Origin of the sequence: Mycobacterium paraseoulense (assembly GCF_010731655.1) — a bacterium.
GTDB lineage: Bacteria > Actinomycetota > Actinomycetes > Mycobacteriales > Mycobacteriaceae > Mycobacterium > Mycobacterium paraseoulense.
Map to the genome: position 1 here is coordinate 248,577 of NZ_AP022619.1, position 19,082 is coordinate 267,658.

Genomic DNA, 19,082 nt, shown 5'->3' on the forward strand with positions numbered 1-19,082 from the left:
AGAAGTGAACGGAAAACCATGCACCGCAAGCGGATTCGTCTGGTCAACTTCGCCTGGATCACCACCGTGGTGGCCGGGCTGATGCTTTCGGTGGCCGGTCCGGCCCCGGTGGCCACGGCCGACCCCGGCATCTGGGACCCGACCCTGCCCGCGACCATCAGCGCCGGCGCCCCCGGTGACCCGCTCGCGGTCGCCAACGCCTCGTTGCAGGCCACCGCGCAGGCCACCCAGACCACGTTCAACCTCGGCCGGCAGTTCCTGGGCGGGCTCGGCATCAACATCGGCGGCAACGACGCACCCACCGCGGCCGCCCCCACCAACCCCGGCGGCAAGATCCCGCGCGTCTACGGCCGGCAGGCGATCGAGTACGTGATCAAGCGGATGGGATCGCAGATGGGCGTCCCGTACTCCTGGGGCGGCGGCTCGCTGGACGGTCCGAGCAAGGGCGTCGGCGACGGCGCCAACATCACCGGCTTCGACTGCTCGGGGTTGATGCGCTACGGCTTCGCCGGGGTGGGCGTGCTGATCCCGCGGTTCTCCGGCGACCAGTACAACGCCGGCCGGCACATCCCACCGGACCAGGCCAGGCGCGGCGACCTCATCTTCTACGGCCCGAACGGCGGCCAGCACGTCACCATGTACCTGGGCAACGGCCAGATGCTGGAGGCGTCCAGCCTCGCCGGCAAGGTGACCGTCAGCCCGGTTCGCAAGCCCGGCATGACGCCGTTCCTGACTAGGATCATCGAGTACTGATCCGGTGCGGTTCGCCCTACCGGTTGCCGGGGGCGAACCACCAGCGTCGACGGAATCCGGCGGGCCTGGAATAGTTGGACGCGGGCACGTCGCGGCCCCACGGCAGTGGTGGTGCAAGCAGTCGTGTCCGATTGAGCTGTGGAGGGTTATTGATGACAGCAGCAGGTGGGCCGCCCCCGGGCGCCAGCGGTTACTCGGGCCCGGGTGGGCAGTCCGGCCCGCCGGCCCAAGACGCGCCGTCGGGCGGCGGCAACGGCCTCGCCGCCGAGGTCCACACCCTCGAGCGGGCCATCTTCGAGGTCAAGCGGATCATCGTCGGGCAGGACCAGCTCGTCGAGCGCATGCTGGTCGGCCTGCTCTCCAAGGGGCACGTGCTGCTCGAGGGCGTTCCCGGCGTGGCCAAGACGCTGGCCGTCGAGACCTTCGCCAAGGTCGTGGGCGGCACGTTCGCCCGCATCCAGTTCACGCCCGACCTGGTCCCCACCGACATCATCGGTACCCGGATCTACCGGCAGGGCAAGGAGGAGTTCGACACCGAGCTCGGCCCGGTGGTGGTGAACTTCCTGCTCGCCGACGAGATCAACCGCGCGCCCGCCAAGGTGCAGTCGGCGCTGCTGGAGGTCATGCAGGAACGCCACGTGTCGATCGGCGGCAAGACCTTCGATCTGCCCAACCCGTTCCTGGTGATGGCCACGCAGAACCCGATCGAGCACGAGGGCGTGTACCCGCTGCCCGAGGCCCAGCGCGACCGCTTCCTGTTCAAGATCAACGTCGGTTACCCGTCGCCGGAGGAGGAGCGGGAGATCATCTACCGGATGGGCGTGAAGCCGCCGCAGCCCAAGCAGATCCTGAATACCGGCGATCTGCTGCGGCTGCAGGACATCGCGGCCAACGGCTTCGTCCACCACGCGCTGGTCGACTACGTGGTGCGCGTCGTCATGGCCACCCGTTATCCCGAGCAGCTCGGGATGAACGACGTCAAGACGTGGATCTCGTTCGGTGCGTCCCCGCGTGCCTCGCTGGGCATCATCGCGGCGTCCCGGTCGCTGGCGCTGGTGCGTGGCCGCGACTACGTGATCCCGCAAGACGTCGTCGACGTCATTCCCGACGTGCTGCGGCACCGGTTGGTGCTCACCTATGACGCGCTCGCCGACGAGATCTCGCCGGAGATCGTCATCAACCGGATCCTGCAGACCGTCGCCCTGCCACAGGTGAACGCCGTTCCGCAGCAAGGGCAGTCGGTGCCCCCGGTGATGCAGGCCGCCGGCGCGGCCAGCGGTCGGTGACGGATCCCAGCGGGCCGGCGGTGTCACATCCGCCATCGATGCAGCGCGGGCAGATCGTCGACCCGAAGCTGGCGGCGGCGCTGCGGCAGCTCGAGCTGACGGTCAAGCGCAAGCTCGACGGAGTCCTGCACGGCGACCACCTCGGCCTGATCCCGGGACCGGGTTCGGAGCCGGGGGAGTCGCGCGAGTACCAGCCCGGCGATGACGTCCGGCGGATGGACTGGGCCGTCACCGCGCGCACCATGCACCCGCACGTCCGGCAGATGATCGCCGACCGCGAGCTGGAAACCTGGCTGGTGGTCGACATGTCGGCCAGCCTGGACTTCGGCACCGTCGGGTGCGAGAAGCGGGACCTGGCGGTGGCGGCCGCGGCCGCGATCACGTTCCTCAACAGCGGCGGTGGCAACCGGCTCGGCGCGCTGATCGCCAACGGGCAGACGATGACGCGGGTCCCGGCGCGTTCCGGGCGTCAGCACGAGCAGACGCTGCTGCGCACCATCGCCACCACGCCCAGGGCGCCGGTCGGGGTGCGCGGTGATCTGGCGACGGCCATCGACGCGTTGCGCCGGCCGGAACGCCGGCGCGGCATGGCGGTGATCATCAGCGACTTCCTGGGTCCGATCAACTGGATGCGCCCGCTGCGCGCGATCGCGGCCCGCCACGAGGTGCTCGCCATCGAGGTGCTCGACCCCCGCGACGTCGAACTGCCCGACATCGGTGACGTCGTGCTGCAGGACGCCGAGTCCGGGGTCACCCGCGAATTCACCATCGACGCCCAGCTGCGTGACGATTTCGCCAAGGCCGCCGCGGCGCACCGCGCCGAGGTGGCGCGCACCATCCGCAGCTGCGGGGCCCCGGTTCTGACCTTGCGCACCGACCGGGATTGGATCGCCGACATCGTCCGCTTCGTCGAGTCCCGCCGACGCGGTGCATTGGCGGGGCGGCAGTGACATTGCCGCTCCTCGGCCCGATGTCGTTGTCGGGCTTCGAACATTCGTGGTTCTTCCTGTTCCTGCTCGTCGTCTTCGGGCTGGCCGCGCTCTACATCGTCATGCAGTTGGCGCGCCAGCGCCGCATGCTGCGGTTCGCCAACATGGAGCTGCTGGAGAGCGTCGCCCCCGAGCGTCCGCCCAGGTGGCGGCATGTGCCGGCGATCCTGCTGGTGGCCTCCCTGGTGCTGTTCACCATCGCGATGGCCGGGCCGACGCACGACGTGCGAATTCCACGCAACCGCGCGGTGGTGATGCTGGTGATCGACGTGTCGCAGTCGATGCGGGCCACCGACGTGCAGCCGAACCGGATGGCGGCCGCCCAGGAGGCGGCCAAGGCGTTCGCCGACGAGCTGACGCCCGGCATCAACCTCGGGCTGATCGAGTACGCGGGCACCGCGACGGTGCTGGTGCAGCCGACGACCAACCGCGACGCCACCAAAAACGCCCTGGACAAGCTGCAGTTCGCCGACCGCACGGCCACCGGGGAGGGCATCTTCACCGCGCTGCAGGCCATCGCCACGGTCGGCGCGGTGATCGGCGGCGGCGATACGCCGCCGCCCGCGCGCATCGTGTTGTTCTCCGACGGCAAGGAGACGATGCCGACCAACCCGGACAATCCCAAGGGCGCCTTCACCGCCGCGCGCACCGCCAAGGACCAGGGCGTGCCGATCTCGACGATCTCGTTCGGCACCCCGTACGGCTTCGTCGAGATCAACGACCAGCGCCAGCCGGTGCCCGTCGACGACTCGACGATGAAGAAGGTCGCCGAACTCTCGGGCGGGTCGTGGTACAACGCCGCGAGCCTGGCCGAGCTGAAGGCCGTCTACGCGACGCTGCAGCAGCAGATCGGCTACGAGACGATCAAGGGCGATGCCAGCGTGGGCTGGGTGCGGTTGGGTGCGCTGGTGCTGGCGCTGGCGGCGCTGGCGGCGCTGCTCATCAACCGCCGCCTGCCGACCTAGCCCCGCTTGGCCCGCCTGCCCGTTTGATCCCGCCCGGCCCGCCGGCGTAACGCCAGGGCGGGAATTCGGCCGATTTGTCGCCCTGGCGTTACATGCGGCGCGCTCGCGCCTGGGCAACCCGGCGGATGATGTCGTCGGGATGGTCTTCTGCGATGACCCGGACCACGATCCACCCGTAACGTTCAAGCATCTCGAGCCGGCGGATGTCCTTCACGTATTGATAGCGACTGGTTCGATGTTGGTCGCCGTCGTACTCGACGGCGACCATTATGTCCTCCCAGCCCATATCCAAATAAGCCTCGGCCCAACCCCATTCGTTGCGCACGGCGATCTGGGTCTGCGGCCGGGGAAAGCCGGCCTGCAGCAACAGAAGGCGCAGCCACGTTTCCTTTGGGGACTGGGCCCCACCGTCAATCAGCTCGAGAGACGCTTTCGCCGCCTTCATGCCATGCCGGCCGCGGTAGCGGTCGACGAGCAACTCGACGTCGGCCATCTTCACTTCGATTGCCTGGGCAAGGGCATCGATGGCGGCGACCGCCGTGCCCCTGGGGTGGCGTCTCGCCAGGTCGAGTGCCGTTCGAGCAGGTGTGGTGACCCGCATGCCGTCGACGATGGTGATCTCGTCGGACTCGATGCGTTCCTCCCAGACGCGCACTCCTTCAGTTTCGCGACGGTTGGTGTCCATGATCTCGGCCGGCCGCGCCGGGTCGATCCACCGAGCACCATGCAGCGCGGAGGCGGAGAAGCCGGCGAGGATGCCGCGTCGGCGTGATCGCAGCCAGGACGCTTTGGCGCGCAGCACAGCCGTCAGCTCGGTATCTCTTGGCACGTATACGTCACGATGCAGCGCAACGTAACGAGCTCGCAGCTCGTGGCGGGTCACCAGCTGCGCGGCCCGGGCTTCGCTGCCCACGAACGGGTACGTCATGACGAGAGTCTGCGAAGCCCCACCGACATGCGCGCGCGGCTGTAACGCCATGGCGGGATTCCGCTCGATATTTCGCCATGGCGTTACGTGCGTGGCCAGCCGGTTACGGGGCGAGCAACCTGAGGCGATAGGTTGACGGGGTGACTGACACGGCCACCGAGAACACCACCGAAAGTGCCGCCGACGGCGGCAAACCCGCATTCGTATCGCGTTCGGTCCTGGTGACGGGCGGAAACCGGGGGATCGGTCTGGCGATCGCGCAGCGGCTGGCCGCCGACGGCCACAAGGTCGCCGTCACCCACCGCGGATCCGGGGCGCCCGAGGGGCTGTTCGGGGTTGTGTGTGACGTCACCGACAACGAGGCCGTCGACCGCGCGTTCAAGGAGGTCGAGGAGCACCAGGGTCCGGTGGAGGTGCTGGTGTCCAACGCCGGCATCTCCAAGGACGCCTTCCTGATCCGGATGACCGAGGAACGCTTCGAGGAGGTCATCAACGCCAACCTCACCGGGGCATTCCGGGTGGCGCAGCGGGCGTCGCGCAGCATGCAGCGCAAGCGGTTCGGCCGGATCATCTTCATCGGGTCGGTGTCCGGCATGTGGGGGATCGGCAACCAGGCCAACTATGCGGCCGCCAAGGCCGGCCTGATCGGCATGGCGCGCTCGATCTCCCGCGAGCTGTCCAAGGCCGGGGTGACCGCCAACGTGGTCGCCCCCGGTTACATCGACACCGAGATGACCCGCGCGCTGGACGAGCGGATCCAGGCGGGTGCGCTGGAATTCATCCCGGCCAAGCGGGTCGGCACCGCCGAGGAGGTCGCCGGGGCGGTCAGCTTCCTGGCGTCCGAGGATGCGAGCTACATCGCCGGCGCGGTCATCCCGGTCGACGGCGGCATGGGCATGGGCCACTGAATTCATCTACGACACAAGGACATTAAGGACGGACATGGCAGGACTGCTCGACGGCAAACGGATTCTGGTCTCGGGGATCATCACCGACTCGTCGATCGCGTTTCACATCGCCAAGGTGGCCCAGGAAGCGGGCGCCCAGCTGGTGCTGACGGGGTTCGACCGGCTGCGGCTGATCCAGCGCATCGCCGACCGGCTACCGGAGAAGGCCCCGCTGATCGAGCTCGACGTGCAGAACGAGGAGCACCTGAACACCCTGGCCGATCGGGTCTCCGCCGAGATCGGCGAGGGCAACAAGCTGGACGGCGTCGTGCACTCGATCGGCTTCATGCCGCAGACCGGGATGGGCATCAACCCGTTCTTCGACGCCCCCTACGAGGACGTCTCCAAGGGCATCCACATCTCCGCGTATTCGTACGCCTCGCTGGCCAAGGCGCTGCTGCCGATCATGAATCCCGGCGGGTCCATCGTCGGCATGGACTTCGACCCCAGCCGGGCCATGCCGGCCTACAACTGGATGACGGTGGCCAAGAGCGCGCTGGAATCGGTCAACCGGTTCGTGGCCCGCGAGGCCGGCAAGTTCGGGGTGCGCTCGAATCTCGTTGCCGCCGGGCCCATCCGGACGCTGGCGATGTCGGCGATCGTCGGCGGCGCGCTCGGCGAGGAGGCCGGTGCCCAGATGCAACTGCTCGAAGAGGGCTGGGACCAGCGCGCGCCGATCGGCTGGAACATGAAGGACCCCACGCCGGTCGCCAAGACCGTGTGCGCCGTGCTCTCGGACTGGCTGCCGGCCACCACCGGCACCATCATCTTCGCCGATGGTGGCGCCAGTACGCAATTGCTCTAGAAGCGGAATTGCGCTAACCCCTAATGGAATTCGACGCCGTCCTGCTCCTGTCCTTCGGTGGGCCGGAGGGGCCCGATCAGGTGCGGCCGTTTCTGGAAAACGTCACGCGGGGGCGCAACGTCCCGCCCGAACGCCTGGACGACGTCGCCCGGCACTACCTGCATTTCGGCGGGGTGTCCCCGATCAACGGCATCAACCGCGCCCTGATCGCCGAGCTCGAGGCGGTACAGGACCTGCCGGTCTACTTCGGCAACCGCAACTGGGACCCTTACGTCGAAGACACGGTAAAGGCCATGCGCGACAGGGGAGTTCGCCGCGCCGCGGTGTTCACCACGTCGGCGTGGAGCGGTTATTCGGGCTGCACGCAGTATGCCGAAGACATCGCCAGGGCGCGCCGCGCCGCCGGGCCGGACGCGCCGGAGCTGGTGAAGCTGCGGCCGTATTTCGACCATCCGCTCTTCGTCGAGATGTTCGCCGGCTCGGTCACGGCCGCGGCCGAGAGCGTGCCCGCCGGCGCACGGCTGGTGTTCACCGCGCATTCCGTTCCGGTGGCCGCCGACCAGCGCCTCGGCCCGAGGCTGTACAGCCGCCAAGTCGCTTACGCCACAAGGCTTGTCGCGGGTGCGGCGGGCTACGCCGACTACGATCTGGTCTGGCAGTCGCGTTCGGGCCCGCCGCAGGTGCCGTGGCTGGAGCCCAGCGTCGAGGACCATCTCACCGCACTGGCCGCCGCGGGCACCGAGGCCGTCATTGTCTGCCCGATCGGGTTCGTCGCCGACCACATCGAGGTGGTGTGGGATCTCGACGAGGAGGTGCGATCCCAGGCCGAGGCGGCCGGGCTGGCGTTCGCGCGGGCCGCCACGCCCAACGCCGATCGGCGATTCGCCCGGCTGGCCGCCGACCTGATCGACGAACTGCGCACGGGCCGAGAGCCGGCCCGGGTGGCCGGCCCGGACCCGGTGCCCGGTTGTCTCGCCGGCGTCGACGGCGCTGCCTGCCGCCCGCCGCACTGCGTGCGGGAAGATCCGGGCGACTGAGCGACTAATCCACCCACGCCGAGTGCAGGATCGCGGTGACGGCGGCCATCCGCGCCGAACGCACGACGGCGGTCAGCGGCCGCAACGCGTCGCTGGCGATGCGCGCCTCGGAAGAGGATCGCGTTCCGAACGGCTCCAGGCCGGCGACGACGGGCGCGGTGAAACGCTCCGGCGAGTCCGGTGACCGGCTGAGCCCCGCGCTGACCGCGATGATCGCGTCGACGTGCGCGGCGTTCTCCAGCACCCGCAGCGCCCGGGTCGGCGCATGGTCGGGAACGCGGTGCTGCCGTGCGGATTCCAGCAGCTGCTCGACGAGTCCCCGCGGATCGTCGATGTCGGCCGTGGCCGATCCCAGTCCGATGGCCCCGAGCGCGTCCGCTGCCGACCGCACGGCCGAGCGCAGGGTGTATTCGGCATCGCCGAGCTCGTGGTGGTCGAGCACCGGCGCGCCCGGCAGCGAGTACACCGTCCAGGACAGCGCGCAGGCCTCGGGGAAGTCGGCCGGCTCGTCGTCGTAGGAAAACTCGGGCACCAGCCCGACCGCGGCGGCGGGATCGTATGGGTTGGCGATGATGATCGCCTCGCCCGCGGCCAGGGCGTCACGCTCGAACTGCGTGCCCGGGGCGAGCCCGCGCACGTCGCCGGGCACCGGCAAAAGCACATTGATCGTCCCGCGCAACGGGTCGGGCCCGCCCGGTGCGGGCGTCGACCGGCCAACCGCGGCGCGCAGCGTCTGCAGCAGCGTCACCGACCCGGCGTCGTGCACGTCGGGCCACGGCAGCCCGGTATGCCCGGCGGCGACCGCATCATACGCGGTGACCGATTGCTTTGGCGCCCATACCGATAACGCGTCCAGGACGTCGTCGGGCGCGGCCTTGCCCGCGAGCCAGGCGTTGGCCCACACGGACAGCGAGACACTGGGACACCACACGATTCCGCAGTGTAGTTGTTTTGCCCGGCAAAGGCTGATCACGCGTATTCTGGCCGCATGCACGCCGCGGTGCTTTGGCTAATATTCGCGCTGGTGCTCGCCGGTGCCGAGGCGCTCACCGGCCATATGTTTTTGGTGATGCTCGGCGGCGGGGCGCTGGCGGCGGCGATCACCAGCTGGCTGACGAACTGGCCCGGCTGGGCGGACGGGACGGTGTTCCTGATCGTCTCGATCCTGCTGCTGGCGCTGGTGCGCCCCGCGCTGCGGCGGCAGCTGACGCCCGCGCACGTGCCGCAGATGGGCATCGAGGCGCTGGAGGGTAAGAACGCGCTGGTGCTCGAGCGGATCTCGCGCGACAAGGGCCAGGTCAAGCTCGACGGCGAGGTGTGGACGGCGCGTCCGCTCAACGAAGGGGATGTCTACGAACCGGGGGAGTCGGTGACCGTCTTGCAGATCGACGGCGCCACGGCGGTGGTCTTCAAGAGCGGCCCATAACGGCCGCGAGAAGCGCTGTGAGAGAGAGGAACTCGGGTGCAAGGTGCTGTAGCTGGTTTGGTGTTGTTGGCCGTCCTGGTGATATTCGCCATCGTGGTGGTGGCAAAGTCGGTCGCCCTGATACCGCAGGCGGAGGCCGCCGTGATCGAACGGCTGGGTCGATACAGCCGCACGGTCAGCGGTCAACTGACGCTGCTCGTGCCGTTCATCGACCGGGTCCGCGCCCGGGTGGACCTGCGCGAGCGGGTGGTGTCTTTCCCGCCGCAGCCGGTGATCACCGAGGACAACCTGACGCTCAACATCGACACGGTGGTCTACTTCCAGGTCACCGTGCCGCAGGCGGCCGTCTACGAGATCAGTAACTACATCGTCGGCGTGGAGCAGCTCACCACCACCACGCTGCGCAACGTGGTGGGCGGCATGACGCTGGAGCAGACGCTGACCTCCCGCGACATGATCAACGGCCAGTTGCGCGGGGTGCTCGACGAGGCGACTAACCGGTGGGGCCTGCGGGTCGCCCGGGTCGAGTTGCGCAGCATCGATCCGCCCCCGTCCATCCAGGCCTCGATGGAAAAGCAGATGAAGGCCGACCGGGAGAAGCGGGCGATGATCTTGACGGCCGAAGGGAATCGGCAGGCCGCGATCACCCAGGCCGAGGGCGCCAAGCAGGCGCAGATCCTGGCCGCGGAGGGCGCCAAGCAGGCCGCGATCCTGGCCGCCGAGGCCGACCGGCAGTCGCGCATGCTGCGCGCCCAGGGTGAGCGCGCCGCGGCCTACCTGCGGGCGCAGGGGCAGGCGAAGGCCATCGAGAAGACGTTCGCGGCGATCAAGGCCGGCCGCCCGACGCCGGAGATGCTGGCGTACCAGTACCTGCAGACGCTGCCGGAAATGGCGCGCGGCGACGCGAACAAGGTGTGGGTGGTGCCGAGCGACTTCAACGCTGCGCTGCAGGGGTTCACCAGAATGCTGGGGACCCCGGGTCAGGACGGGGTGTTCCGGTTTGAGCCCTCGCCGGTCGACGACGCACCCCAACACGCCGCCGCGTCCGACGACGCCGACATCGCCGACTGGTTCTCTACCGAGACCGATCCCGCGATCGCCCAGGCGGTGGCCAAGGCCGAAGCGAGCGCCCGCCAGCCGCTCGATGGCACGCCGCCGGGGACGCCGCCGCAGTTGGCCCAATAGGATTGCCGGATGAGCCTTTTCACTTCGCCGAAGACCTACGTGGCGCTCGGCGCCTTCCACGCCGTGGACGCGGTGCTATGCGGTGTCCAGGTGGCCCCGATCAAGAAGGTCCTGGACGACGTGGGTCTGCCGGAGAACGTTCGGCCCGTGCTGCCGGTGGTGAAGGCGGCCGCCGCCGTGGGCCTGTTGTCGGTCAGCCGCTTCCCCGCCCTGGCGCGGGTGACGACGGCGATGCTGACGGTCTACTTCGTCGTCGCGCTCGGCGCGCACATCCGGGTGCGCGACAAGGTCGTCAACGCCCTTCCGGCGGCGATGTTTCTGGCCACGTTCGCCGTGATGACGGCGAAGGGGCCCGACCGCAGTTAGTCCAGGCGCAGCTCGACCATGGGCAGCGGGGTGTCGGTCTCGGTGATCGGGACGCCGAGCGTTTCCTCCAGCACCGGCCTCATCTGATCCCACGCTGCGCGATGACGGCTCACGTAGGCGGCCAGCGCGCGGTCCGCCTCGCCTTGGCTCAGTACGCGAGCGGTGGCGCGGCGGGGCGGGTGGCTGCCGGCGAAGACCCGCACGCGCGGGTCGGCCTCGATGTTGCGGAACCACTGCGCCTTTCGGCCGAAGCCGGAGGCGACGACGTAGGTGTCCGCAGCGGGATGGCCTACGACCTCCAGCACCACGTAACGCGGTGTCCCGGACTTGCGGCCGGTGTGTTCGAGCATCAGCAGCCGGGATCCGAACACCGCGCCCGCGCGGGCCTTGTAGATCCAGATCGGCGCTCGCATGAGGCGCCGCGACCGCAGCACCCGTGCGCCGGCGCTGGCGAAAAGAGTTGTGCTGGACATCTTTACCTCCATATCTCGTTCACCTGCTGATAAGGCCGTCTCGATAGATCGCAAACACCTCGCTCGCCCAGCGGCGCATGCCCGCGTGCGAGAGCGGATCCACGCCGAGCACTTCGGTCAGACGGGGCCGCAGAGTCAGCACCGCGAGGTCGTTGACAAGCAGAAACGCGGCCCGCACCTCGCCGTCCGCGCCGCCACTGGCGGTTCCCGCGGCGACCATCGCGTCGAGCGTGGTTTGGCTGAGCCGGAAAAGCCGGTCGAACAATGCCGATCCCGCCCGGCCTCCAGTGATCAGCAGCCGGCCCAGGTACGCCGGGATCGGCGACTCGGGCGGCAGGTGGGTGGCCAGCCCGTCGAGCAGACTGGGCACCGCGGTGGGCTCGAGCCCGGCCACGGCGGTCTGCTCGGTCATCGTCGTCAGCAGTACGTCGAAGGTCGCGACGACGTGATCGTCGACGATCTCGACCAACCCGTCTTTCGAGCCGTAATGCCTAATGAGCAGGGCGGGTGAAACGCCAGCCGCGGTCGCGATGTCGCGCAGGGTGACCGCGTCGGGGCCGCGCTCGGCGAACAGGGTCAGCGCTTCGTCGCGGATCCGGGCTCGGGCCGTGCGGTCGTCCGGCAGGGGTGAATGCACGTTTACTATTATAAACAGATGTTTACACGTGGGCGGCCGCGGCCCTCAGATCTCAGGCGTGCGGCGCGGGCGGCAACGGCGGCGCGGGCGCAACACCCGTGCCGGACGTGGGTGACGGCGGCGTGGGGTAAACGCACCCGCCCCCCGACTGCGACGAGAGCGGTGGCGGGTAGGGCGGCGGCGGCAGCTGAACCCGGACCGTCCAGACCAGCCCGGTGATCGCGAAGGTGGCAAGCGCGCCGAGCACCAGGCCGACCAGCCCCGAGACGGCGGCGACACCGGCCGGGAAGCGGCGGGTTGCGATGTTGTCCGAGGTCATGTGCCTCTCCACGGTCGTCGGGTGTGGGTAACCGAGACGCTACTGGCGCGACGGCGGCCGCCGCCACGATTTGAGGGATCGCGGCGGCGGCAGACCGGTCAACTATGCGGAGGCGCGGGCGGTGGCGCGGGCGTGGAGCCCTCGCCGGGCGGCGGCCAGGCGCCACGCGGCGGCCCGGGCGGGCCGGGCGGCGGCTCGAACCCGAAACCCATCGGGCCGCCCATCGGCGGGGGAGGCGGTCCGTGATGGAACCCCATCATCGGCGGGGGCGGCGGCCCCGGGAGTGGCGGCGGCCCGGGAGGACCCACGCTCACGATCCAGGCGAAGGCGATCGCCGCGATGGTGCCGACCGCGCCGATCAGCGCGCCGGCCAACCCGGCGCCGACGACCACGCCGCTGGAGTGGCGGCGGGGTTCGCGTGGTTGATAGGTGGCCGGCGGCGGCGCGGGCGGACTGGTGTCGATGTCGTCGTCAGTGGTCATGCCGCCGAACGTAGGAGCCGGAGCTGAAGCGGAGCTGAAGAAGCGGGCTTCAGCTTGGCTTCAAGAACCGGCGCGACAATGGGAGGCATGACGGACTGCCCGCGGGCCACCGCCGACCGGTTCAGCGTCGGCGCGCCCCGGGTTCTGGTGGTCGAAGACTCCGAGACGATCCGCGAAATGGTCAGCGAGGCGCTCACCGACGTCGGCTATCACGCCGTCGGCCGCCGCGACGGCGACGGTCTGGAGGAGGTGCTCGACGGGCTGCGGCCGGACCTTGTGGTGCTCGACGTCATGCTGCCGGGGCGCGACGGCTTCGACCTGATCGACGTGGTCCGCGACTGGGGCGACGCGGGAATCGTCCTGATTACGGCGCGCGACGGCCTGCAGGATCGGCTGCGCGGCCTGGACGGCGGTGCCGACGACTACGTGATCAAACCGTTCGAGCTGGCCGAACTCGTGTCGCGGGTCGGCGCGGTGTTGCGCCGGCGCGGACGGCTGCCGCAGGTCGTCCAGGTCGGCGACCTGATGCTCGACGCCGACGCCGGCGTGGCCGCGCGCGGCGGTCGTCGCCTCGATCTGACCGCGACCGAGCTCCGGCTGCTGATCTTCCTCGTCGAGCAGCGCGGCCGCATCGTCAACGCCGGCCAGATTCTGAACGCGGTGTGGGGGTACGACGCCTACGACCCCAACCTCGTCCAGGTGCATGTCAGTGGCCTGCGGCGCAAGCTCGAAGCCCACGGGCCGCGCATACTGCACACCGTGCGCGGAATCGGCTACCGGCTGCAGCCCCAGCGGTCATGACGGCCGGATCGACTCGAACCCCCTCCCTGCAACGCCGGGTGACGCTGGTGGTGGTGGCCTTGCTCGCCTTGCTGCTGGTGGCGCTCGGCGTCACCGTCGACGTCAGCCTGGGCGTTCTCGCCCGCAGAAATCTGCACGATCGGCTGCTCGCCGCGACGTCGCGCGCCGAGGCGCTGGCCGCCGCGCACACCTCGCCCGAACTGCTGGCCGCCGAGCTCAACGGCGGCGGCGTGCGCGCACTGCTGGTCACGGCCGACGGCGCAACCTACGGCGATCGCGGCATCAGTCCCGACACCGTTGCCGGACCCATGGCCCCGCCGCCCCTCCCGGCCCCGCCGCCGTGGGCGCCGCCCCCGCCCATGCCGCCCGGCCCGAATTTCCCACCCCCACCCATGCCGCCCTGGCCCCCGCCCCCTCCACCGCCGGACGCCACCGCGACGGCCATGGTGCGTCCGCTGCCCGACGGCGCCCGGGTGATCCTCGTCGCCGACACCACGCAAACCACGCAGGTGACCCATCAGCTGCGGATGCTGATGATCGGGGCCGGCGTCCTGACCCTGCTGGCCGCCGCGCTGTTGTTGGTCGCGGTCAGCCGGGTGGCGTTGCGCCCGCTGGACCGGCTCACGGCGCTGGCCAACGACATCAGGACGGGGGATCGCGGCGGGCGCCTGCGCCCGGACCGCGCCGATACCGAATTAGGCAGGGCGGCAAGCGCTTTCGACGGCATGCTGGACGCGTTGGAGACTTCCGAACGCCGGGCGCGGCGCGCCGCGGACGCCGCCCAGCGCGCCGAGGCGGCAACCCGGCGCTTCCTGGTCGACGCCGCCCACGAGCTGCGCACCCCGATCGCGGGGATTCAGGTCGCCGCCGAGCAGCTCGCCAACAGCGCCGCCCGGCAGGACGACGACGTGGCCGACGGCCAATATCGCCGGGCCGGCCTGTTGCTCTCCGACGCGCGCCGCGCCGGGCGGCTGGTCAACGACATGCTCGACCTGAGTCGCATCGACGCCGGGCTGCCGTTGGACACCCACGACGTCGACCTCGCCGCGATCGCCGACGCCGAAGCCGACCGGGCCGCGATGCTGGCGCCGCAACTTACCGTCAGTCGTACGGGCGCGGCCAAGGTGACCGTCAACGCCGACCCCATCCGGCTCGCGCAGATCCTGTCCAATCTGCTCGACAACGCCCGCCGCCACACCCCGCCCGGAGGCGCCATCACGGTCGACGTCCACCTGCGCGACGACGCCGCCGGGGTGACCGTGACCGACACCGGCCCGGGCATTCCCGAGGACCAGCGGGAGCGGGTCTTCGAACGCCTGGTGCGCCTGGACGCGGGGCGGGCCCGCGATCACGGCGGTGCCGGGCTGGGCCTGCCGATCGCCCGGGCGCTCGCGCGCGCCCACGGCGGTGAGCTCGTGTGCCTGCCCCATGATGGCGGCGCCGAATTCCTGCTCACCCTGCCGGTTTCGGCGGCGGCTCAGCGCAACCGGTGAGCGGTGACCGCCCCAGGGAGGCGGCCACCGCTGCGCGCGGCTAACCCAGCGTCACAAACCCGGCGGGCGGAACGGGTCGCCGGGCCCCGGGGGCGGCGGCCCACCCGGACCACCCGGACCACCCGGCCCCATGGGTCCACCCGGTCCCGGTGGCCCGCCGAACGGTCCACCCGGCGGGTGCGGCGGTCCCGGCTGCCCCGGGGGCGGTGGTGGCGGCGGATCCGCGTTCGCCACCGCGGTGCCGAAGCCGGCCGCGGCCGCCCCGAGGACTGCCGCGAGCAAGGACCCGGCGACGAGTTGATTGATCTTCACTTAGCCCATCTCTCCTCTCTGTCGGCGGCGCACCACCCGCGGGGAGAACCCGCGGATCGCCGCGATCCGCGACAGTAGGAACTCAGCCTGAAGTCAGCCTGAAGAAGGCGGCGCGGGCCGACGCGTCATCCGGACGCGGACGCCGCGGTCACCGCGATCAGACCCCACTTCGCCAGCCAGGGCTGGACGAGCTCGGCGACCGAGAACTTCGCGGGGACAGCACATCCGGGCTTAGGGGTGGAGGGGTCGCCCCCGCGGATGAGGATGCCGACGGCGCGGACGGTGCCGTCGCCTTGGTCGAGGTAGACCGGGCCGCCGGAATCGCCGCACTGGCCGGGGGCCTGGAACACGACCTTGCTGTCGGTGATTTCCGTGATCGGTCCGCACGTGGCCTTGCCGGTACCCATGCCGAACTTGCAGAGTTCCTGGCCGGGCTCCAGGTTCGTGGCGACGCCCGAGACCGGCAGGGCGGCCCCGATCGCCGGATTCTGGGGCACGTTGTCCCCGTTGAGCACGATGAGGCCGATGTCGTGCTGTTCGTCGTGAACTCCCTCGCTGACGGTCTGGCTGAACGTGCCCAGCGTCGCGTACGGCAGAATCCCGCCCAGGTTCATCGTCACGTGGCTGGCCTCGCCGGGGCGGTTGCAGTGGCCGGCGGTGAGAACGCCGGGCTGGCCGGTGCTGGTGCGCACCAAAAACCCGGCGGTGCAACCCATTCCGCCCGACCCGTCGGCGTACTCGACGTAAATGCCCGTACCGGGGCCGACGGCGCTCGAGGCGGGAAGATCGATCGGCGACAACAGCGGCGGTGGGCCGGGTTCGTGGGCGGGGCCGGTGTTCTTGGGCAGCATGTAGACGGCCGCGAAGAAGGCGGCGACGCAACACAGCGACGCGATCACCAACAACGCGGAATGCATCCTGGAACGTTGTGGCGGCGAGTACGAGATGTGGGGTCCGGCCAACACCCCCCCTTTGGCTGCGCGTGCCGGTAAGTGCTGCGAGCCCCAGCTTGCCAGCTTTCGAGCGCCAATCCTCGGGTTTCGTCAGATCATTCCCACGAATCGATCAGCTGACGGTGACCGGCTCCGGGGAGGACTCGTCGCCGAGGGAACTGTGCGCGCGGCGATGGTGGCGGCGGTAGTGACGGATCTCGATGACCAGGCCCGTCAAGCCCAGCGTCGCCGTGCACAGCGACACCAGATACAGCAGCGAGCTCGGGTGCCCGGCGAGCGCGTCGCCGAGGATCACGACGGCGGCGGTGCCGGGGAGCAGTCCGCCCAGGGTGGCCAGCGTGTAGGGCAGCAGGCGGACCGTCGAGGCGCCGGCGGCGTAATTGATCGCCGAGAACGGCACGGCGGGAATCAGCCGCAACGACAAGATGGCCAGCCAGCCCCGTTGCCGCAACCGCGCGTCCACCGTGTCGATCGATCGGTGCCGAACCAGGCGGTTCAACCGCCAGCCGGCGGCGCGCACCAGCAGCAACGCGATCACCGCGCTCGCGGTGCTGGCGATCACCGCGATCGCCACACCCATCAGCGGGCCGAACAGCAGGCCCGCGGCCAGGGTGAACGCCGTCCGCGGAACCGGCACCACGGTGACCACGACGTGGGCGGCCAGGAACGCCAACGGGAACCAGGGGCCGACCGACTCCGCCCAGTCGCGCATCTGCACCGGTGTGGGCAGGGGCAGCCACGACGCGGCCACGATCAGCAGTGTGATACCGACCACTGTGGCGATCGCCCGGGGCCGCGACAGCAGACGCGCGGCCGCGCCCAGCGCGCCCGCGAGGTCGCGCAGCGTCCGGTTGATTCTGCAGGTGGCGGAAGCCGTCACGCCTGTAAAGGGTACGGGCCGCAGATGAATAACTCGTATCGCGAGCCTGGCGTTTCACCGCCGGGAGCCGCGATCGTCGTGCCGCGCGGTTTTCTGCCGACAGGCCCGATCAATTAGCCTCATTAGTAAGTCGCAGGCCCCATTTGCTGGCAAAAAGGGAGCAATCGGTGTCCATTGATGTACCCGACCTCGCCGAACTAGAACAGGTTCGCGGGCGTTGGCGCAGTGCGGTCGCCGGCGTGCTGTCGAAGAGCACCCGGAAGGACCCCGAGGAGCTCGGGGACCAGCCCGAGCGCCTGCTGGAAACCCCGACCTATGACGGCATCGCCATCCGGGCGCTGTACACGGCGCTGGACGAGCTGCCGGAACCGCCGCTGCCGGGCGAGTGGCCCTATGTGCGGGGCGCCGACGCGCTGCGCGATGTGCGGACGGGCTGGCGGGTGGCCGAGGCGTTCCCCGCCGACCGCGTCGCCGGGGTGGCCGCCACGGACGTCAACTCCGCGGTGCTCGAGGCGCTTGGCAACGGGGCCAGCGCGCTGGTGCTGCGCGTGGGGGAGTCCGGCGTTACCGTCGACCAGCTCGAGCACGCCCTCGAGGGTGTGCACCTGAGCATGGCGCCGGTGATCATCGACGCGGGCGCGGACTACTCCGCCGCCGCCGACGCCATGGTGACGATGGCGACCCGGGTCGAGGCCGACCAGCGCGAGCTGCTTTCGATCGACCTGGGCGGCGACCCGCTCACCGCGGCGCTGAGCGACCGTCCCGCGCCTTCGCTCGACGAGGTCGTCGCGGTCGCGCAGCGCGCGGCCGGTGAGCGCGGCGTGCGGGCGATCACCGTCGACGGCCCGGCCTTCCACAACCTCGGCGCCAGCGCGACGTGGGAGCTGGCCGGCGCCGTCGCGGCCGGGGTGGCCTACCTGCGGCGGCTCACCGAGTCGGGCATGCCGGTCGGCGACGCGCTGCGGCAGATCAGCTTCCGGCTGGCCGCCGACGACGACCAATTCGGGACGCTGGCCAAGATGCGGGCGGTGCGTCACCTGTGGGCGCGGGTCGCCGAGGTCGTCGGCGACCCGGACGGCGGTGCCCTCACGGTGCACGCGGAAACGTCGCTGCCGATGATGACCCAGCGCGACCCGTGGGTGAACATGCTGCGTTGTACGTTGGCCGCCTTCGGTGCCGGCGTCGGCGGCGCCGACACGGTGCTGGTGTTGCCCTTCGACGTGGCGATCCCGGGCGGCTTCCCCGGCACCGCGAGAAGCTTCGCGCGCCGGATCGCCCGCAACACCCAGCTCCTGCTGCTGGAGGAGTCGCACGTAGGCCGGGTGTTGGATCCGGCCGGCGGCTCGTGGTTCGTCGAGGACCTCACCGCGCGGCTCGCGGAGCGGGCCTGGGAGCACTTCCAGGCCATCGAGGCGCGCGGCGGATTCGTCGAGGCGCAGCACTACGTCGCCGACCAGATCGCCGAGGTCGCCGCCCGGCGCGCCGACGACATCGCGCACCGTCGCACCGCGATCACCGGCGTCAACGAATTCCCGAACCTCACCGAACCCGTTCTGCCGCAACATGACTCGTCGGCTTCCCCCCTGGCCGCCGGCAACCTGCGGCGCTATGCCGCCGCGTTCGAGGCGCTGCGGGATCGCTCCGATGCCTTCCTGGCCCGCACCGGGGCGCGCCCGCAGGCGCTGTTGCTCCCGTTGGGTCCCCTGGCCGAGCACAACATCCGGGCCACCTTCGCCGCCAACCTGCTGGCGTCGGGCGGCATCGAAGCCGTCAACCCGGGAACGGTCGACGCCGCCGCCGTCGCCGGGGCCGTCGCCGAAGCCGGTTCGCCGGCGGTCGCCGTCATCTGCGGCACCGACAAGCGCTACCAGGACGAGGCCGCGGCGATCGTCGAGGCGGCCCGGGCCGCCGGCGTGTCGCGGGTCTGCCTGGCCGGGCCGGAAAAGGCCGTTGGCGATGCCGAGCACCGGCCCGACGAATTTCTGACCGCCAAAATCGATGCGGTCGAAGCCCTTTCGAACCTGCTCACTCGACTGGGAGCGTAA

22 protein-coding genes are annotated in these 19,082 nt (G+C 70.3%); 13 read left to right on the forward strand and 9 right to left on the reverse strand.

The window, feature by feature from the left end:
* The first annotated feature begins 18 nt into the window (after window positions 1–18).
* The 4 genes from ripB to G6N51_RS01245 all read left to right on the forward strand — a co-directional run bounded on the left by ripB (window position 19) and on the right by G6N51_RS01245 (window position 3,993).
* Window positions 19–753 carry an NlpC/P60 family peptidoglycan endopeptidase RipB gene (ripB, locus tag G6N51_RS01230; protein ID WP_083173818.1) on the forward strand — a complete coding sequence of 245 codons (735 nt, stop codon included), beginning with the start codon at window positions 19–21 and terminating at the stop codon, window positions 751–753.
* 152 nt (window positions 754–905) lie between these two features.
* Window positions 906–2,039, forward strand: a complete 1,134-nt coding sequence (gene moxR1, locus G6N51_RS01235; protein ID WP_083173819.1) for a chaperone MoxR1 — start codon at window positions 906–908, stop codon at window positions 2,037–2,039.
* Between the two features lie 38 nt (window positions 2,040–2,077).
* A complete protein-coding gene (locus G6N51_RS01240; protein WP_276055848.1) occupies window positions 2,078–2,989 on the forward strand; it encodes a DUF58 domain-containing protein in 912 nt (303 codons plus the stop codon).
* The gene (locus G6N51_RS01245; RefSeq protein WP_163750606.1) at window positions 2,986–3,993 is read left to right on the forward strand and encodes a VWA domain-containing protein; all 1,008 of its coding nucleotides are present in this window, start codon (window positions 2,986–2,988) and stop codon (window positions 3,991–3,993) included. The genes G6N51_RS01240 and G6N51_RS01245 overlap by 4 nt, the downstream gene beginning before the upstream one ends.
* A gap of 88 nt (window positions 3,994–4,081) precedes the next feature.
* Here the strand turns inward: G6N51_RS01245 and G6N51_RS01250 are convergent, their stop codons facing one another.
* Window positions 4,082–4,921, reverse strand: coding sequence for a type IV toxin-antitoxin system AbiEi family antitoxin (locus tag G6N51_RS01250; RefSeq protein WP_083173822.1), 840 nt, complete (start codon window positions 4,919–4,921; stop codon window positions 4,082–4,084).
* A 140-nt stretch (window positions 4,922–5,061) separates the two neighbouring features.
* On the opposite strand from G6N51_RS01250, the gene fabG1 reads away from it, so the two are divergent.
* From fabG1 to G6N51_RS01265, 3 genes are read left to right on the forward strand one after another with little or no spacing between them, the layout of a single operon-like run.
* Complete coding sequence (gene fabG1 / locus G6N51_RS01255; RefSeq protein ID WP_083173823.1) at window positions 5,062–5,829, forward strand: 3-oxoacyl-ACP reductase FabG1; 768 nt, start codon at window positions 5,062–5,064, stop codon at window positions 5,827–5,829.
* A 34-nt stretch (window positions 5,830–5,863) separates the two neighbouring features.
* Window positions 5,864–6,673 carry an NADH-dependent enoyl-ACP reductase InhA gene (gene inhA / locus G6N51_RS01260; RefSeq protein ID WP_083173824.1) on the forward strand — a complete coding sequence of 270 codons (810 nt, stop codon included), beginning with the start codon at window positions 5,864–5,866 and terminating at the stop codon, window positions 6,671–6,673.
* 23 nt (window positions 6,674–6,696) lie between these two features.
* Window positions 6,697–7,710 carry a ferrochelatase gene (locus G6N51_RS01265; protein ID WP_083173825.1) on the forward strand — a complete coding sequence of 338 codons (1,014 nt, stop codon included), beginning with the start codon at window positions 6,697–6,699 and terminating at the stop codon, window positions 7,708–7,710.
* A 4-nt stretch (window positions 7,711–7,714) separates the two neighbouring features.
* On the opposite strand, the gene G6N51_RS01270 is transcribed toward G6N51_RS01265, so the two are convergent.
* Window positions 7,715–8,641 (reverse strand): hypothetical protein, encoded by a 927-nt coding sequence (locus tag G6N51_RS01270; protein ID WP_083173826.1) that lies wholly within the window; start codon window positions 8,639–8,641, stop codon window positions 7,715–7,717.
* A gap of 57 nt (window positions 8,642–8,698) precedes the next feature.
* On the opposite strand from G6N51_RS01270, the gene G6N51_RS01275 reads away from it, so the two are divergent.
* From G6N51_RS01275 to G6N51_RS01285, 3 genes are read left to right on the forward strand one after another with little or no spacing between them, the layout of a single operon-like run.
* The gene (locus tag G6N51_RS01275; protein WP_083173827.1) at window positions 8,699–9,136 is read left to right on the forward strand and encodes an NfeD family protein; all 438 of its coding nucleotides are present in this window, start codon (window positions 8,699–8,701) and stop codon (window positions 9,134–9,136) included.
* Window positions 9,137–9,172: 36 nt separating this feature from the next.
* A complete protein-coding gene (locus G6N51_RS01280; protein ID WP_083173828.1) occupies window positions 9,173–10,321 on the forward strand; it encodes an SPFH domain-containing protein in 1,149 nt (382 codons plus the stop codon).
* 9 nt (window positions 10,322–10,330) lie between these two features.
* Window positions 10,331–10,687: a DoxX family protein gene (locus G6N51_RS01285; RefSeq protein ID WP_083173829.1), complete on the forward strand. Its 357-nt coding sequence runs from the start codon at window positions 10,331–10,333 to the stop codon at window positions 10,685–10,687.
* Here the strand turns inward: G6N51_RS01285 and G6N51_RS01290 are convergent.
* From G6N51_RS01290 to G6N51_RS01305, 4 genes are all read right to left on the reverse strand, one after another.
* On the reverse strand, window positions 10,684–11,160 hold the full coding sequence (locus G6N51_RS01290) for a nitroreductase family deazaflavin-dependent oxidoreductase (protein ID WP_083173838.1): 477 nt from the start codon (window positions 11,158–11,160) through the stop codon (window positions 10,684–10,686). The two genes, G6N51_RS01285 and G6N51_RS01290, sit on opposite strands and share 4 nt — an antisense overlap.
* A gap of 19 nt (window positions 11,161–11,179) precedes the next feature.
* Entirely contained in the window at window positions 11,180–11,797 is a 618-nt protein-coding gene (locus G6N51_RS01295; RefSeq protein ID WP_083173830.1) for a TetR/AcrR family transcriptional regulator, read from the reverse strand.
* Between the two features lie 52 nt (window positions 11,798–11,849).
* The gene (locus G6N51_RS01300; RefSeq protein ID WP_083173831.1) at window positions 11,850–12,116 is read right to left on the reverse strand and encodes a hypothetical protein; all 267 of its coding nucleotides are present in this window, start codon (window positions 12,114–12,116) and stop codon (window positions 11,850–11,852) included.
* A 98-nt stretch (window positions 12,117–12,214) separates the two neighbouring features.
* Window positions 12,215–12,598, reverse strand: a complete 384-nt coding sequence (locus G6N51_RS01305) for a hypothetical protein (RefSeq protein ID WP_083173832.1) — start codon at window positions 12,596–12,598, stop codon at window positions 12,215–12,217.
* A gap of 78 nt (window positions 12,599–12,676) precedes the next feature.
* Between G6N51_RS01305 and G6N51_RS01310 the strand changes: the two genes are divergently transcribed.
* Window positions 12,677–13,399 (forward strand): response regulator transcription factor, encoded by a 723-nt coding sequence (locus G6N51_RS01310; protein ID WP_083173833.1) that lies wholly within the window; start codon window positions 12,677–12,679, stop codon window positions 13,397–13,399.
* The gene (locus G6N51_RS01315; RefSeq protein ID WP_163750608.1) at window positions 13,396–14,892 is read left to right on the forward strand and encodes a HAMP domain-containing sensor histidine kinase; all 1,497 of its coding nucleotides are present in this window, start codon (window positions 13,396–13,398) and stop codon (window positions 14,890–14,892) included. The genes G6N51_RS01310 and G6N51_RS01315 overlap by 4 nt, the downstream gene beginning before the upstream one ends.
* 51 nt (window positions 14,893–14,943) lie before the next feature.
* On the opposite strand, the gene G6N51_RS01320 is transcribed toward G6N51_RS01315, so the two are convergent.
* The 3 genes from G6N51_RS01320 to G6N51_RS01330 form a co-directional block, all read right to left on the reverse strand.
* Window positions 14,944–15,204, reverse strand: a complete 261-nt coding sequence (locus tag G6N51_RS01320; RefSeq protein WP_163750610.1) for a hypothetical protein — start codon at window positions 15,202–15,204, stop codon at window positions 14,944–14,946.
* Between the two features lie 125 nt (window positions 15,205–15,329).
* Complete coding sequence (locus G6N51_RS01325; RefSeq protein ID WP_232078147.1) at window positions 15,330–16,121, reverse strand: S1 family peptidase; 792 nt, start codon at window positions 16,119–16,121, stop codon at window positions 15,330–15,332.
* Window positions 16,122–16,269: 148 nt separating this feature from the next.
* Window positions 16,270–17,037, reverse strand: coding sequence for a TVP38/TMEM64 family protein (locus tag G6N51_RS01330; protein WP_083173525.1), 768 nt, complete (start codon window positions 17,035–17,037; stop codon window positions 16,270–16,272).
* 167 nt (window positions 17,038–17,204) lie between these two features.
* Between G6N51_RS01330 and mutA the strand changes: the two genes are divergently transcribed.
* Window positions 17,205–19,082 (forward strand): methylmalonyl-CoA mutase small subunit, encoded by a 1,878-nt coding sequence (gene mutA, locus G6N51_RS01335; RefSeq protein WP_083173526.1) that lies wholly within the window; start codon window positions 17,205–17,207, stop codon window positions 19,080–19,082.

Coding starts and splice junctions, on each gene's coding strand:
- ripB (WP_083173818.1), top strand. CDS start 19: ATGCACCGCAAGCGGATTCGTCTGGTCAACTTCGCCTGGATCACCACC.
- moxR1 (WP_083173819.1), top strand. CDS start 906: ATGACAGCAGCAGGTGGGCCGCCCCCGGGCGCCAGCGGTTACTCGGGC.
- G6N51_RS01240 (WP_276055848.1), top strand. CDS start 2,078: ATGCAGCGCGGGCAGATCGTCGACCCGAAGCTGGCGGCGGCGCTGCGG.
- G6N51_RS01250 (WP_083173822.1), bottom strand. CDS start 4,921: ATGACGTACCCGTTCGTGGGCAGCGAAGCCCGGGCCGCGCAGCTGGTG.
- inhA (WP_083173824.1), top strand. CDS start 5,864: ATGGCAGGACTGCTCGACGGCAAACGGATTCTGGTCTCGGGGATCATC.
- G6N51_RS01265 (WP_083173825.1), top strand. CDS start 6,697: ATGGAATTCGACGCCGTCCTGCTCCTGTCCTTCGGTGGGCCGGAGGGG.
- G6N51_RS01275 (WP_083173827.1), top strand. CDS start 8,699: ATGCACGCCGCGGTGCTTTGGCTAATATTCGCGCTGGTGCTCGCCGGT.
- G6N51_RS01285 (WP_083173829.1), top strand. CDS start 10,331: ATGAGCCTTTTCACTTCGCCGAAGACCTACGTGGCGCTCGGCGCCTTC.
- G6N51_RS01290 (WP_083173838.1), bottom strand. CDS start 11,160: ATGTCCAGCACAACTCTTTTCGCCAGCGCCGGCGCACGGGTGCTGCGG.
- G6N51_RS01300 (WP_083173831.1), bottom strand. CDS start 12,116: ATGACCTCGGACAACATCGCAACCCGCCGCTTCCCGGCCGGTGTCGCC.
- G6N51_RS01305 (WP_083173832.1), bottom strand. CDS start 12,598: ATGACCACTGACGACGACATCGACACCAGTCCGCCCGCGCCGCCGCCG.
- G6N51_RS01310 (WP_083173833.1), top strand. CDS start 12,677: ATGGGAGGCATGACGGACTGCCCGCGGGCCACCGCCGACCGGTTCAGC.
- G6N51_RS01315 (WP_163750608.1), top strand. CDS start 13,396: ATGACGGCCGGATCGACTCGAACCCCCTCCCTGCAACGCCGGGTGACG.
- G6N51_RS01325 (WP_232078147.1), bottom strand. CDS start 16,121: ATGCATTCCGCGTTGTTGGTGATCGCGTCGCTGTGTTGCGTCGCCGCC.